Source organism: Flavobacterium sp. CBA20B-1 (assembly GCF_028473145.1).
GTDB lineage: Bacteria > Bacteroidota > Bacteroidia > Flavobacteriales > Flavobacteriaceae > Flavobacterium.
In genome coordinates, this window is record NZ_CP092370.1 from 1,136,575 (window position 1) to 1,151,880 (window position 15,306).

Consider the following 15,306-nt stretch of genomic DNA (forward strand, 5'->3'; position numbering starts at 1 on the left):
CTACCTTTTCTGTACACCGTCTAAAAAGCATTTATGGGTGGAAATTTACCACTTTTTTATGGATTGAAGAAAAACTTTTTAAGCGTGCGTGTATATTTGAATAAGCGAAACATTATTTTTTAGTTTGTTACTCCTTATTTATACTACTGCTTTCGGAGTGGCATTTAACAGTAACAAAATTTGATTCTCACAAAATATCAAAAAACTTTTAACTATTGATTGTGCTACATGATGCCTAATATGCATTAACATCTTGAAAGGTGTTTTTAATACTATCATTAAAATTATTTCAATAATGCTTCAAAGGATACCGAGCGCCAACAATGTCTTACAGTCTGCCATCTACCGGTTCTTGTAAAACTCCTTTCACATCATAAATCACGCCAGATGGGTTCAAATGTTTTCGAACATCCATCGATAAAAATTGTTGATGGGCTACGGCTAAAACTGCTGCATCGAAGGTGGTATTTTCTAAAGATTCTAAAACAATGACTTCTTTTGGAAGCACACGATTTTTCCAATTTACCCATGGATCATATACGGAAACACAGCATCCATAATCTAAAAGTGCATCTACCACATCCCATACTTTGGAATTGCGCATATCGGGACAATTTTCTTTAAAAGTGACACCTAATACCAAAACTTTAGCTTTTTTTATCTTCATATCATTTTGAATCATTAGTTTCACTACTTGGGATGCTACAAATGCACCCATTGAATCGTTTAACCTACGTGCCGATAAAATCAATTCTGAATAATAGCCCATTTGTTGTGCCTTTTGTGCCAAATAAAACGGATCCACCCCAATACAATGTCCGCCTACTAAACCTGGTTGAAAGGGCATAAAATTCCATTTGGTTCCTGCAGCTTGCAATACTTCTTTGGTATCGATACCCATTAACGCAAAAATTTTTGCCAATTCGTTTACAAAAGCAATATTTATGTCGCGTTGCGCATTTTCGATCACTTTTGCTGCTTCTGCCACTTTGATTGAAGATGCTTTGTGTGTTCCAGCTGTTATAACCGATGCATAAAGTGCATCAATCTCCTGAGCAATTGCGGTTGTTGAACCAGAAGTTACTTTAATAATTTTTTCAATAGACCGTTCTTTATCGCCCGGATTTACCCGTTCTGGAGAATATCCTGCAAAGAAATCAGTATTGAACTGCAAACCTGAAATTCTTTCTAAAATAGGCACACATTCTTCTTCTGTTACTCCTGGATAAACAGTTGATTCATAAACCACTACATTTCCTTTTCGCAGTACCGAACCCACCAATTCAGATGCTTTTTTAAGAGGCGTTAGATCGGGTGTGTTGTTTTTATCAACAGGTGTAGGCACGGTGATGATGTAATAATCGGCTATTTCCAAATCTACCTCACAGTCTGAAAAACGCAAACCGTTAGAAGCAGTAGTACTCGCTAATGATGTATTTAAAACAGACTGTAAGGTTTCTTTTGATACCTCTAAAGTTCGGTCTTCGCCATTATTAAGCGCTGCAATTCGGTTTGTATCGATATCATAACCAATCACTTGGTATTTTTTGGCAAATAGACAAGCTAGTGGTAGCCCCACATAGCCTAAACCAATGACCGCAATTATAGGTTGTTTGTTCATATTTCTTCTTTATAAACAGCTTTTTAAAATCAATTAACAAGCCAAAACACCATTTATATTGAACCTTACTGTTTTCAATAGTTTTAAAACTGAAAACATCAATACCTTTTGTTGGAACAATCTACAAGTTGGTGCCTACTTCCGCAAAAATAGTTAAATGTAAAATGAGTACCCAAAAGTACTCATTTTTATTTATTTTTCGTTACAACTCAATATCGTAGAGTTTTAATTTATTGTACAGCGTTTTACGGTCAATTCCCAATATTTGTGCTGCTTTTGTTTTGTTGTATTTTGCTTTTTCTAATGCCACTCTGATTAAATGCTCTTCGTTTTTAGATGAATACAACTTCATCTCCTCTTCAGGTGAAATACCGTTGCTGAAATTAGTTGCTGTATTTTCATCTGTCTCATTGCTTTTTAACAAAGTGTTTTGCTGAAACATTTCAGCAGGTAGAACAGAAGTTTCAATAAAATCGGATTTACTTAATAATACCGCTCGTTTAATTACATTGCGCATTTCTCGTAAATTTCCCGGCCATTCATAGTTTAAAAACAATTCTGTAACTTCATCAGACAAACCATGAACATCGCGCTCTAATTCCTCATTTGATTGCGCTATAAAAAAATTTGCAAATTCAAGAATATCCTTACCTCGTTCATTTAAACGGGGAGCTTGAATGGAAAATTCGTTTAATCGATGGTATAAATCTTCTCTAAAATGTCCGTCTCGAACTGCTTTTTGTAAGTCTTCGTTGGTAGCAGCAATAATGCGAATATCTACATTTATTTCTTTACTGCTTCCTACAGGTTTCACTTTTCGTTCTTGCAAAGCACGAAGTAGTTGCACTTGAACATCGTAGGTTAAATTACCTACTTCGTCTAAAAAAATAGTTCCCCCATTAGCTGCTTCAAAGTGACCAACTTTATCACCCGTTGCACCTGTAAAGGAACCTTTTACATGGCCAAAAAATTCGCTTGCAGCTAAATCTTTTGGGATTGCCCCACAATCAACCGCCACATAAGGCATGTTTTGACGCTTGCTTAATTTGTGAATGGAATAGGCTATGTTTTCCTTTCCGGTACCACTATCACCTATGATCAATACCGAAATATTTGTAGGCGCCACCACGTTGATAAACTCGTGCAATTCTTTAGACTTTTCACTTTTACCTTTAATGAAATGACTACCTGTGTATGCATTTTTTACAGGTCGTGTTTCATTGGTTTCAGTATTTTTTTCGGAGTGAACCACCGTAGCTGTTTTTCCGGAATCTTTCAGTGCTTTGTCAATAGTATGCAGGATTTCGTCAGAATTTATGGGTTTCGATACATAGTCAAAAGCACCCATTTTCATCACATTAACTGCTGTTTTGATATCGGTGTAGCCAGTCATTAATATTACTTGAATGGCAGGATTGATATCTTTAATGAATTTGAGTATTTCGATACCATCGTTATCTGGCAAGCGCACATCGGTTAAAACTAGGTCAATTTTTTCATCGTTTAAGATTATAGCCGCTTCTTTGAATGAAAAAGCATGGAACACTTCGAACCCTTTTTTGGTTAGAAATGTCTTCATCATCAGGCAGAAAGACACATCATCTTCTATTATTAAAATTTTTTTCATTCTTGGGCAAGATATTTTGTATTACATAATAATAAGGATTTTGAAAGGTACAAAATTTTCTATTAATACATATTTTTTATTTGGTGAAATTTTTGCTTCCCTCAAAACATGATTATTAATCCTACGTCATTACAAATTTGGTATAAAATCTGCCTAAAAAAATATTAAAACGGATACCCAATGGCAATATTAAACATAAGGTTATCTCGGCGCCATGTTTTTCGTGAAAAGTCTATTTCATTGAAAGTCCAGCGGTCTCCTTTGGGATAGTAAGGTATGCGCAAAGGCATTGCCAAATCGGCACGAAGAATGAGGATATTAAAGTCGAAACGCAAACCAAAACCAGCGCCAACGGCAATTTCTGATAAAAATTCTTTGCTAAACTGTCCGCCGGGTCTTGTAGTTTCTTCGTTAAAAAGCCATACATTTCCGGCATCTACAAACACTGCTGCATTTAAAAAACTAATAATATTGGCACGGTATTCTAAATTTGCTTCTAATTTCACATCTCCTGCTTGATCATGGTAAAAAGATGAACCTTCTCCGCGCGGATCATAGCTACCCGGACCCAACGTACGTGCTCGAAAAGCACGAATACTATTGCTACCACCCACAAAAAATTGTTTAGAAAAAGGCATGTGCACCGAATTTCCATACGGATAGGCCACTCCTGCAATAAAACGGCTCGCAAGTTGCGAGGTATTGTTCAGTTTTAAATAGTACCTAAAATCGTGTTCTGTTTTGATGTATTGGCTATATGCAACACCCAAAATGGTTTTAGGCGCTTCTTTTTCTGCGTTTGCTCCTGATATAATACCTGTTAAATTGGCCGATAAGTCTAATAATCCTTTGTAATAAAAAGTGTGTTTTTTAGGCAACATGGTATTGGTGAAAATATACGAATATACCGGACCAAAAATCAATTGCTTTTCGGTAACACGGGCTAATGGTGGATATTTTGCAATCTCTTCTTCATACTTTGCAGTGGTTTTTTCAGGTGCAACATAGGTAACTTCAAGCAGTTTTAGATCGTGTTCGCGCAAGGCGTTTTCTTTCCATAGATATCCAAATGATGCATTGAAATTATGCAACGTGTATAGTTGGGTGCGGTTTTGATATTCGTATCCTAATTGTACCCGAGTACGCGGCACAAAGGCACTTGATGACTGAAATTTAAACGGGGCAATGATGCGCGGCCAAGTTAAACTAAAACGGCTACCCACACGGTAAATATTATTGGCTTCCTTACTGCCGCCCAATTGAAAATCGATGGCTGTGTAGAGTGTTGCTGTAAACAATTCTGCTCCGCGAAGAAAATTGCGGTGGCGCCAATTAAAGTTTACTTCTCCGCCCACATAACTTGCAGAATTCGATTTTCCCAATGTTTCCAATCGAAGCGACTTGAAATCGTTTGGAGTGAGGTAATAATACACATCGAATTTTTGAGCGGTTGAGTCTTTTAATACAAATTGATTTTTTACAAACTTAAACGTACCCAAATTTATCAGTCGGCTTAAAGTGAGGTTGTGATTGGAACGATTGTACAAATCGCCCGATTTAAAATACAACGCCCGATCATAAATTTGCGGACGGAATTTTTCTTTTGGGTCTAAAATATATACATTGTCTTTCCACAGAATGGTATCGGTGTTTGCACGCACCAAATTGCGGCGGTTGCGCGCATTTCGCAAGTTATAATCCGAAAAGATATAAATTTTATCAATCGTAAACTGTTCTTTTGCCAGTTCGGGTGTATCGTTTTTAATTTTTACTTTTAAGTTGACTTTGTGTTTTACTTCGGTACTATCTACTTGTACAATAATGTTGTTGGGGTCAAAATAATAAAAACCATTTTCTTTTAATTTCGCATCGATACGCTCGCGTTCATTTTTAATGACATCTAAACTAAACGGATCGTTTATTTTTAAAAGCGATTCATCGGTTGTTTTCCGGATTTCTTTTGCCAAAATGGTTGAATCTTGTGGAAAAGTAACCTCATTGATTGTATATTGAACGCGCGGCGATACTTCATAATTGATATGTACTTTCTTGTTTTTGGGCACGGTATCATAACTTGCCGAAATATTAAAATAACCATTATTCTCACCCGTGTTTTCGATTAAATCTAAGTTAAAAGGAATGTCCACATCACTTAAATAGACCGGTTTTTTTCCTACTTTATACTTTAACCAATGTTTAAATCCCTTGTCTTTTTTTGGTTCGCTTACTTTATTGTAGATATATATTTGTGGACGCAACCCCAAAAATGATTTGTTGGGTTTTGGGGTTAACGATTCTTTTAGCAAATCTTCTAATGCCGATTTTTTGCTTTTCGGCAAGGAATCGCTTAAAATAGTAATAGATGCACCTGTGTATAAATAATCACCTTCGGGCACAAAACGCGTATTGCTACAGCCAACCAAAAACAAAGCTGTGGCTGCAAAAAGTAGTTTATTTAGTAGTTGGGGTAGCTTGTTCATTTTGTAATTTTCTTTGTTGTTTTCTAAAGGCGCGGTTTCGTTTGCTGCGGTTGATCAACTCTCTAAATTTGTTGTAATCTAATGTAATCACAAAACCAACGCCGGTTTCAATAATTTGTCCTTGTAGTGCCACTTGGTATTCGTCTTTTCGATAGGCTTTTAATAAATACCTGCCGTCTTTAGACAATAAATATTCTATCTGAATATCGCCTGCAATATTGGTCATTTGTTCGTTTTGGCGTTCATTTCCTTCTAAACCAAAATTACTGCCCACACTCACTTTTAAACGATCATTCAACAATGTTTTAGAAATATTTACATTCAAATCGGTACGGTTTTGTTGGGTACCTGTGCTGTAATCGTCGGTAGATTCTAAATCAAAATTCAATTCCACACCATCAATTAAATCAGCAGCAATATTGTTTAACTGCTCCGAAAGCATACGGCTTACACTTTGGCGGGCAACGCTTTCTGCAGACATTCCTGCACTGCTTTGAAATGGATTTTCGCCAATGAAACGATTCAACAGTAACAAAGCAAAAACTTGTTTGTTCATTTCCGACTCTTCGGTGCGCAGTTCACTTAGTTTATTGCTTACAGCTGCGGTGATTTCCGTTGGTATGCCGGGATTATTGCCATCTACTTCTATATCAAATGTAATGATTGGTTTTAGCAATTCGCCCGACATTTTTAACAAGGTATTAAAAGGAATGCGTTGTTTGTATAAGTTCGAAATTTCGTCGTTGCCCACTTGTTGTTGTACCAAATCATAAGGTGCTGCTTTGGTTTTATAGATAGCTGTGATATCAACATCTGCTTTTGTAGGCTCGCCCGTCCAAGTGATAGAACTTCCTTTTTGAATGATGAATCGACGTTTTAACAAACTTACCGACATTTCATAAGCGCCTTCGTTTACCTCATATCTTCCCACAAGGGTTGTTTTGCCCGATGGATCAATACCACCTGTTAACTGCCCTTCTCCTTGCAATTTGATAAAATCTCCGTTTGCTTTATCAATTACGATAGACATTTGTGCTTCTTTGTCTAACTCGATATTTAAGTTTACATCCAAGCCGCTTAGTGTTTGGTTTAAATCTTCTTCGGGGTCTTCTATGGTATCTTCCAAAGCCAATTGATCTTGATCTACAAATTCTATAATGCCTTCGCGTTCTTGCAACGCCGGACTTGATTGCGGCATTACAAATGTGAAATCGGTTTTATCGGTTACATTTATCGTTCCGTCTATTTTTGGAAGATCTAAATTGCCTTTTACACCAATATTAGCATTGATAGCCATCACCCCATAAAGCATTTGATTATCGGTTTTAGTAGAATTCACCACTTTGAAATTGCGCGCCGAAAGATTCAAATCAAAATTAAAATCTTGATACGTTTTGGTAAGTACTGCGCCGTTTATGGTTAAGGCATTTCCATCGGTATCATTTATTTTAAACGATTTAAACACAATTCCTCTATTAGTAAATTGAATTTCATCGTTCATGTTTTGAAAAGTAGTGTTGAGCTGTGATACGCCAAAACCGGCATCGTTAAACTGTACATTCCCCAATATACTTGGTGCATCAGTAGTGCCGGTAAGTTTCAATTTACCCGAAATATATCCCTTAGCATCGCTGAGTTGGTTCATTGAAAAACCTTGAATACTGGTCATTTGCAAGGCTTTTATATCTAAATCGGCATCAAATTTACTTGCTGCGGTATCATAGCTTCCCAATAGCGACAAGTTGTTGTTGAAGCCGCTCAATTTAATATCTGCATTATATAAAGAAGATGTTTCGTTTGCCACCAAAGCATCTATCGTTCCAATGGCATTTCCAAAAACTTTTAAATCTTTAATGTTTAAATCGGCTGTTAACCGCAAATCATTCATCACATCTTTTAATACCGCTTTTCCATTGATGGTTCCTTCTGCAGGTAACGAATCTTTACGAACAATCTCTGTTAATGTTTCAATTTTAAAATCTTTAAATTGAATATTTAAAGGCGCTGCAGGTGTGTCGCCTTCTGAATTAATCGTAATGGAACTGTTGGCGCTTGTAAGATCTAAATTTTGTGCCACCAATCCTGTTGGATACACAGTAAGTTTATTGTTCGGTGCAACACTCCAAGCATCATAATTCAACACAAAACCGTCTTGTTTCAAGCTTAAATCAATCAAATCATTGGCTGTGGCTACATTTCCGGCAATTTTATATTGAACTTCCTCGTTGTCGTCTTTAACCAATAAATTGTAATCAATGACATCGTTTGCTATAAATCCATCTAAAACAATATTTTCTAACCTAAATTGTTCGCTGTCTAACTGGTTCAATGTTACGGAATAATTCAAGCTTTCTTCATCGTTTCCAGCCGATAATTTAATGTCATTCAGTTGATAAGCATCATATTGCACTTGGGGCACACTTCCATATACCGTAATTTTACGCGAATCGGCATTGTAGGAACCGTACAGATTGATGGTTTGAAACGATGTAAGCGCAGGTGCAAACTTGCGAATGAGGTCGTCGTTTTTAATTTTTCCTTTAAAATCAAAATATTGCGATGGACTAATTGGTTTTTTGGGATCGCTTTCTTTTTGAAAATGATAATATTGATTTAATGTGCTAAGCAACGAAGCACTAATTTCGGTTAATTTATATTTTCCGGTAATGGCTGCATCAACAATTTGTGATTTTAAGTCGATGCTATTGATGCTGTCATTACTCACCGCTTTTAGGCTTATTGTACTGATTGGATAAATTTCGTCACCGTCTGAAAGCACAAAATCTTGCAACAGCATTTCGCCATTCAAAGCATCGGGATTAAGCGATGAAAAATCGGCCTTTAACTTTCCTGCCAAAGCCATTGGTGTATCGTAAAAACCAAGTTTGTTAAGATCAATTTTAAAAATAGTACCATCGGTTTTTACAGTTGGCTGCGTGGCGTTGTACACTCCGCTGGCTGCGATATTTAATTTTGCGTTTTCATCATCAGAACGAAGCGTTGCCTCGTAATTTCCATTGGAAATTTTTCCTTTTAAATCAACGCCTTGGTAAGTGTAACCTTTATAAGTTGCTTGGGTTACAAATGCATCGATCGTGGCATTGTTCTGTTCGAAATTAAAACCAGTTCCGTTTATTTTTGCCTGAGCAGTTACGATGCCCAAATCGGGTTGTTTCAACAATTTGCCTACGTTAAAAGATGCTAACGTCGCATTGATGTCATACTTTTCAGCATTTTTCACTTTTTGATTAAATGTTCCAGTGAATTTTGCATTACCAAAGGAAGATTGCAATCCTAAATCGGCATATAAATCATTCAAACCGCCTTTAATTTTCCCGGAAAGGTTCATGTTTTCCGGAATTTCTATGCTATTTGGAATCGCATTTTTTGGCGCTAAATTATTGATCAAACGCTTATCTGCTGTGAGGTTTGCAATTTTTAAATTCATCCATAAACGATCGGTTTCCAATGCGTTTTTTATGGTTCCCGAAGCATTTACATTTAAACTACCTAAGCCTGAAAGTTTGAATTCTTGTACTAAAAGATCGTTTACTTTTCCTTTTACATTGGCAGAAACATTCAGAACCGCAGTGGGATACGAATTAAAAGGCGCCGTATTTTTTAAATCGGGTGCCAACCAAAGAATATCTTTAAAGCCGATTTTCGTATCGGGCAAATTGGCTTCTAACGCTACATTTCCCAGATTATTCGTAAAATCATCAATTGACTGGTATTGCAGTTTTAAACTGCGTTGCAAAAAGGTGTTGGGAGTTTTTAATGTTAAGTTTTCTAAAAGAGTTTCCTTTTCACCATATACAAATTTTGTTGACAGCTCTTCCAACAAAAAGCCACTGGTTTCAGTAAAACTTGCCTCTTGAATAATTCCTTTCACATTGCTGCCTATCATTTCTAGATCGTTGATGTTTGCTGTTAATTTTTTAATATCTAAATGATTGGCATTAAATGCTTTTGAAGTATTTTCGCCCAAACCGTTGTTGTAAACCACGTTTACATTTTGCAGATTGGCTTTGTTTAAAAATACTTTAAACGGATTGGTTTCAGCGGCAACTTCTTCTTGATTATTAGTTGCTGAATCATTGACACTTTGCGATGCTTTTGACATAGGTGTGAGCAATACATTTACAAATGCATCATGAAATTGAAGGTCCGAAATATTAAAGCTATTAGTAGGCAGGTCTATTTTTTTAATTTTTGACTGCAATTTAGCAAAGACTATTTTTGCGCGTGTAGCACTATTTTCATCATCATATAAAACATCAAAATTTGTGAGATTTAATGCGTTAACAACAATGTTTAAAGGGTTTTCTTCAGATAAAGAATCTACCTTTTCTCTGGTATTAGCAGCTACTTCTTCTAACATGCCTTGGTTAAAAACCAATTGAAATCCGTCGGCATTAATGTAATCAACAGCGTAGTTGTTTTTTTCTAAGTCAAAAACCTCTACCACGGTTTGCAAATCGGTTAATTTTAAAGTAATATCGTTTTTGCTGGTGCGATCGTTGTATGTAACATTTATATTTTGTAGGTGTATCTTATCTAAATCAATTATAAAAGGTTTGCTTTCCTCATCCTCTTCATCGTTAGTGGCAAATGCATCAATAATATAGTCAAAATTAAAAGTGCTGTCTGCGCGTTTTTCCACGTTTGCTGTTAATCCATCCAATTCAATAGCAGTAAATTCGGCTTTGTTATTTAATAATTGAGGAAGGTCTAAACCAACATTTAGGTGGTTAACGTATAAAAGCGTATCGGCATTTTGATCTTCGAGATATAATTGTTCCAGCTCAATTTTATTAGGAAAATGAACATACACCCGATTTAAAGAAACCTTGGTTTGTATTTTTTCTTGCAAATAGTTTACCAATTTATCTTTCACAAAATTTTGCACAGCAGGAAACTGAAGCGAATAAATTGCCACCAAAATTAACACCAATAAAGAGGCTAAAGTTATTAAAACGTATTTAATAACTTTTAAAATTTTCTTTTTCAAACTCAATTTCTTACTTTTTTACTAACAAAAGTACCATATATTAATGATATTTAAAAGCAAATTATGAGTTTGTTGGGAAATGTTAAAAATTGTTTTTGGTGATTGGTTTGGGGGTAAAAAAATCGCCTTTAAAAAGGCGATTTTAATCAATTAAATAACTTTTAAGTCAACTAAGCAACTTTTCATGAGTTCAAAAGTACGTGCGATGTCATTATCTAAGCCGATAGAAAAGCGAATCAATCCATCAGACAAGCCCATTTCTTTTTGTTCATCGGCCGGAATTTCTGATGATGTCGATGTTCCAGGTGCACTGAATAGAGTTTTGTAAAATCCTAAGCTTACGGCCAAATATCCAATGTTTCGTTCTTGCATTAATTCCATAACTGCATTGGCATTTTCTAATGAACCAACATCGATTGTCAACATACCACCAAAACCAAACTCGCTATTGTACATACTTTTAAAAATTTCATGAGATGGATGGGTTGATAATCCTGGATAAACCGTTTTAACCCCTAATTCATTAAAAGCTTTGGCCAAATAGAGCGCATTGGCACTGTGTTGCTTCATTCGTAAATGTAGGGTGCGCATATTTTTTAAAATACTTGCCGACCGCATACTATCCATCGTGGAACCTAACAACATGCATGCACCATTGTTTACATTCTTTAGGCTGTTGATAAATTCAGCGCTGCCACAAACCACGCCGCCTACTGTATCGCTGCTGCCGTTTATATATTTGGTTAAACTGTGAATTACAATATCGGCTCCTAAATTGGCAGGAGTTACGCTTAGTGGTGAAAAGGTATTATCTACCACCACTTGTATATTGCGCTGTTTGCCAATTTTAGAAATTGCAGGAATATCCGCCACTTCTAGCAAGGGATTGCTAACGGTTTCTAAATAAATTACTTTGGTATTTGGCCTTATCAACGACTGAATTTTATCGATATTAGTAATATCAACAAAATCGATTGTTACACCAAATTCAGGTAAAAAATTCTTTAAAAAAGCATACGTTCCGCCATAAATTGTTCTGCTGGCAATAATATGATCGCCACTTTTGCACAATTGCATAAGCGTTGCTGTAATTGCACCCATACCCGATGCAGTGACGTTGGCAGCTTCGGTATTTTCTAATTGTGCCAAAGCTTCGCTTAAATATAAATTAGAGGGCGAACTGTGCCGACTGTACAAATAACAACCATCGGTATTGCCTTCAAATGTATCAAACATTGTTTTTGCGGCTAGGAAGGTATAAGTTGAAGAATCGGAAATTGAGGGATTCACACCGCCAAATTCTCCAAAAAATTGTAAGTCTTGAATTTTATCTGCTGGTTTAAACATTTTTTTGTATTTTTTAATTTAGCGTTTTAAAAGTAGGAACACCTATTTGTTTATCCAAATAAAAAATTGTATATTAGAAAATTAATCATCAAAAAGTTTGATTTTACCGAATAAAAATCTATAATAAAGATAAATAACTTAAAATATAATATGAAATTAGACGATACAGATTTAAAATTAGTGGCATTGTTACAAAAAAATTGCAAGCAAACCACAAAAGAACTTGCAGACCAATTGCAACTTTCTACCACCGCTGTATATGAACGCATTAAGAAGTTAGAAAAGCAACAAATTATTACCGATTATGTGGCAATTGTGAATAAAGATAAAATCAATCGCAGTTTTATGGCTATTTCTCACATAAAAATTAAATCGCATTCAAAAGATGCCATTTTGCGCTTTGAAAAGAAAATACATGAAATTCCTGAGGTTTTAGAGTGTTTTCATGTGAGTGGTGAGTATGATTATATTTTAAAAATTGGTGTTGCAGATATGGAAGCTTATCGCGAGTTTATGCTTTCTAAACTCACAACGATGGAAGAGGTGCAAAGCACACACAGCATGTTTGTTATTAAAGAAGTGAAGAACTTAAAAACCTATGAGATTTTATAGCGTTTTCAATTACTTATTGCTCCAAGGGTGAAATTTTTCTATTTCTTCTTTTAATTTATTTCTGTCTAAATGCAAATAAATTTCAGTAGTGGTAATGGATTCGTGTCCCAGCAGCATTTGTATTGAACGTAAATCAGCTCCGTTTTCTAACAAGTGCGTGGCAAAAGAATGCCTCAATGTATGTGGACTTATGTTTTTATTTAATCCAGCCATTTTTGCTAAATTTTTCAAAATCGTAAAAATCATTGCACGGGTTAACTGACTTCCTCTTCTATTTAAAAACAGAATGTCTTCGGCTTCTTTTTTTATTTTTAATTGAAAACGAATTTCATTTATATAGGAATGAACCTTTTTCATAGCAGATTGGGTAATGGGTACAAAACGTTGTTTGTCGCCCTTTCCTAAAACTTTTATATATCCTTCATCAAAAAAAAGATCAGAAAGCTTTAAGTGAACAACTTCAGACACGCGCAACCCACAACTGTAAAGCACTTCAATAATTGCATCGTTACGCACCCCTTCATGGGTATCTTTTTTAATGAATGATTGCAGTAGATCAATCTCGTCAACAGTAAGTACCACCGGCAATTTTCTTGATTGTTTGGGCAATTCGATAAAGGCTACCGGATTTTGATCAATTTTTTGCTGTAAAATTAAAAAGTTATAATAGTGATTTAATGCCGAAAGTATTCGTGCTTGAGTGGATGGTGCTAAAAAATCGGCTATAAAATGAATAAAACTTCTGATATTATGTTCTTGAGCATACGCTATTTCACAATCGCTTCCCAAAAAGTGTTGTAACTTTTCTAAATCATACAAATAGTTCACCAGTGTATTTTCTGCTACACCGCGTTCTAATCTTAAATAATATGCATATTGTGCAATAGTATCACTCATAGGAAAAGCCACCTTTACGGTGGCTAAATATATTTGTAATTTAAAATACTGATGTATGGTGCAAGCTTAAAACTTATAACCAACTGATAATTGAACCGAAGTGTTTGTTAAAGGTGCAAATTTTAAATTATTGTTGATATAATCAATTTCTCGCTGAAGTTCTTCTCCTGCATCCGGAATTGTAAACTTTCGGTAATCGTTATCTATCTTATAAATATCTTGTAATCCCATATAGTAACGGAAGTTAAAGAATACACCGCTGTCTAAGTAGTATGAAAAACCGCCTGTAAGACCATAATCTAATCTTTCATAGAAATCATCTGGATCTTTACTGCGGTAACCAGCTTCAAACAAAGCTTGGTCTAATTGCGAATAGGAGGCAGCATAACGCGGATCTGTTAAATACAAATACGAGCGAGCGGTATTGTATTTATTGGCATCAAACTGACCTTGCGCATGCAACATATAACCTACTTGGCCACCAAATTCTACTGAGAAATTTTTACTTGCGTAGTATTTAAAGGTAATTGGCAAATACATATAATGCATGGTAACATCTTCTAACTTGAATGTTTCAGTAGTTTCGCCGGTTAACATATCAATTTGATTATATTCAGCGCCTTTGTACCCTTGCACTGCATATTGCAATTCGGCTTGAACGGCAAACTTTTTATAAAAAGACAAGGGAATTTCAACTGTTCCTCCTATTTGCAATCCAGGCTTGAATTCTTGAGTGTTTCCACCTGTTAAGCGTGACATATTAGGACCAATCTTAATTCCTGTTTCTATTAAGTTTCGATGATTGCGTTGCGCAAAGCTATTCGTTGTTAACAACCCTAAAAAAGCGATTGACAGTACTATTTTCTTCATTAGTTCAGCTTTAAATATATTTTAAGCCTTAAAGATATAAAAAAAGCCTTTCAAAAATGAAAGGCTCTTAAAATTTTATTAAATTTCTTTAAAAAAATTACAATTTAAAGGTTAAACCGAAGGTTGCTGTATCAAAAAAGTTATTAAAGTTATTTATATTAGCATAGAAATCGGTTGTAGCTTTAGCATTTGGCGTATCCATTTTCGATGAATTAAAACCTATAACATTGCTCAGTGCAAAATTTACTGCAATTTTAGGTGTTACAAAGTAATTGATACCTAAAGTAGCATTCACACCAAAACGGTTTGTTTTATCTAAATCTCTAGTGATTGTGGTGCTAGTTGCTTCATCATATCTCGAAATTTCTCCGCCTAAAGAATTATAGCCAATTCCCACTTCACCATAAGGTTGAAATCTATTTAAATCCATGAAGTAATAACGTCCGAAAACCTCAAAACCTACGTTGTTAGCCTTTTGGGTAACTCTATCTGCTACTACATCTGAATAGTTTTCAGTCTTAGCAGAACCAAAATTTAATCCTAACCCTACTGCAAAGTTATCATTAATGAAATAACCTGCTTTTGGTGTGAAATTAAATTCTGAAGTTTTTACTGTTTCCAACTTGTTGTCTTCTGAATTTGCTTGTAAACTTCCTTCTAATAAAACATCTCCTTGGTTAAAACCAAAAGTGCGTTCTTGTGCTTGTGCTGCAAAACTTGTTGCCAATACAGCTACTGATAATAAAATCTTTTTCATTTCTAATAATTATTTTTATAGTACAAATTTAGCAAATCGCAATACCCACAGACAACTTATTTAACAATACTTTAATCACTCGAT

The 15,306-nt window shown here is 35.3% G+C and carries 9 protein-coding genes; 1 reads left to right on the forward strand and 8 read right to left on the reverse strand.

Translation table 11 applies throughout. The annotated features are described in order from the left end of the window. Positions 1-328 precede the first annotated feature (328 nt). From MG290_RS05730 to MG290_RS05750, 5 genes are all read right to left on the reverse strand, one after another. The gene (locus tag MG290_RS05730; protein ID WP_264562892.1) at positions 329-1,621 is read right to left on the reverse strand and encodes a nucleotide sugar dehydrogenase; all 1,293 of its coding nucleotides are present in this window, start codon (positions 1,619-1,621) and stop codon (positions 329-331) included. A gap of 202 nt (positions 1,622-1,823) precedes the next feature. After that, positions 1,824-3,248 (reverse strand): sigma-54-dependent transcriptional regulator, encoded by a 1,425-nt coding sequence (locus tag MG290_RS05735; protein ID WP_264562893.1) that lies wholly within the window; start codon positions 3,246-3,248, stop codon positions 1,824-1,826. A gap of 164 nt (positions 3,249-3,412) precedes the next feature. Next, entirely contained in the window at positions 3,413-5,728 is a 2,316-nt protein-coding gene (tamL, locus tag MG290_RS05740; protein ID WP_264562894.1) for a translocation and assembly module lipoprotein TamL, read from the reverse strand. Then, entirely contained in the window at positions 5,700-10,739 is a 5,040-nt protein-coding gene (locus MG290_RS05745; RefSeq protein ID WP_264562895.1) for a translocation/assembly module TamB, read from the reverse strand. The genes tamL and MG290_RS05745 overlap by 29 nt, the downstream gene beginning before the upstream one ends. 150 nt (positions 10,740-10,889) lie before the next feature. Then, positions 10,890-12,086 (reverse strand): aminotransferase class I/II-fold pyridoxal phosphate-dependent enzyme, encoded by a 1,197-nt coding sequence (locus MG290_RS05750; RefSeq protein ID WP_264562896.1) that lies wholly within the window; start codon positions 12,084-12,086, stop codon positions 10,890-10,892. Between the two features lie 150 nt (positions 12,087-12,236). On the opposite strand from MG290_RS05750, the gene MG290_RS05755 reads away from it, so the two are divergent. Then, on the forward strand, positions 12,237-12,698 hold the full coding sequence (locus MG290_RS05755) for an Lrp/AsnC family transcriptional regulator (protein WP_264562897.1): 462 nt from the start codon (positions 12,237-12,239) through the stop codon (positions 12,696-12,698). Between the two features lie 9 nt (positions 12,699-12,707). Here MG290_RS05755 and xerD read toward each other — a convergent pair whose 3' ends face one another. The 3 genes from xerD to MG290_RS05770 all read right to left on the reverse strand — a co-directional run bounded on the left by xerD (position 12,708) and on the right by MG290_RS05770 (position 15,222). Next, complete coding sequence (gene xerD / locus MG290_RS05760) at positions 12,708-13,595, reverse strand: site-specific tyrosine recombinase XerD (RefSeq protein WP_264562898.1); 888 nt, start codon at positions 13,593-13,595, stop codon at positions 12,708-12,710. 66 nt (positions 13,596-13,661) lie between these two features. Continuing rightward, positions 13,662-14,465, reverse strand: coding sequence for a porin family protein (locus MG290_RS05765; RefSeq protein ID WP_257498700.1), 804 nt, complete (start codon positions 14,463-14,465; stop codon positions 13,662-13,664). A 97-nt stretch (positions 14,466-14,562) separates the two neighbouring features. Beyond that, on the reverse strand, positions 14,563-15,222 hold the full coding sequence (locus tag MG290_RS05770; protein ID WP_264562899.1) for a porin family protein: 660 nt from the start codon (positions 15,220-15,222) through the stop codon (positions 14,563-14,565). Positions 15,223-15,306: the final 84 nt, after the last annotated feature.

What these genes read in the sequence shown, in the direction of transcription:
- MG290_RS05730 (WP_264562892.1), bottom strand. Translation starts at nt 1,621, where the DNA reads ATGAACAAACAACCTATAATTGCGGTCATTGGTTTAGGCTATGTGGGG.
- MG290_RS05755 (WP_264562897.1), top strand. Translation starts at nt 12,237, where the DNA reads ATGAAATTAGACGATACAGATTTAAAATTAGTGGCATTGTTACAAAAA.
- MG290_RS05770 (WP_264562899.1), bottom strand. Translation starts at nt 15,222, where the DNA reads ATGAAAAAGATTTTATTATCAGTAGCTGTATTGGCAACAAGTTTTGCA.
- MG290_RS05765 (WP_257498700.1), bottom strand. Translation starts at nt 14,465, where the DNA reads ATGAAGAAAATAGTACTGTCAATCGCTTTTTTAGGGTTGTTAACAACG.
- xerD (WP_264562898.1), bottom strand. Translation starts at nt 13,595, where the DNA reads ATGAGTGATACTATTGCACAATATGCATATTATTTAAGATTAGAACGC.
- tamL (WP_264562894.1), bottom strand. Translation starts at nt 5,728, where the DNA reads ATGAACAAGCTACCCCAACTACTAAATAAACTACTTTTTGCAGCCACA.
- MG290_RS05750 (WP_264562896.1), bottom strand. Translation starts at nt 12,086, where the DNA reads ATGTTTAAACCAGCAGATAAAATTCAAGACTTACAATTTTTTGGAGAA.
- MG290_RS05735 (WP_264562893.1), bottom strand. Translation starts at nt 3,248, where the DNA reads ATGAAAAAAATTTTAATAATAGAAGATGATGTGTCTTTCTGCCTGATG.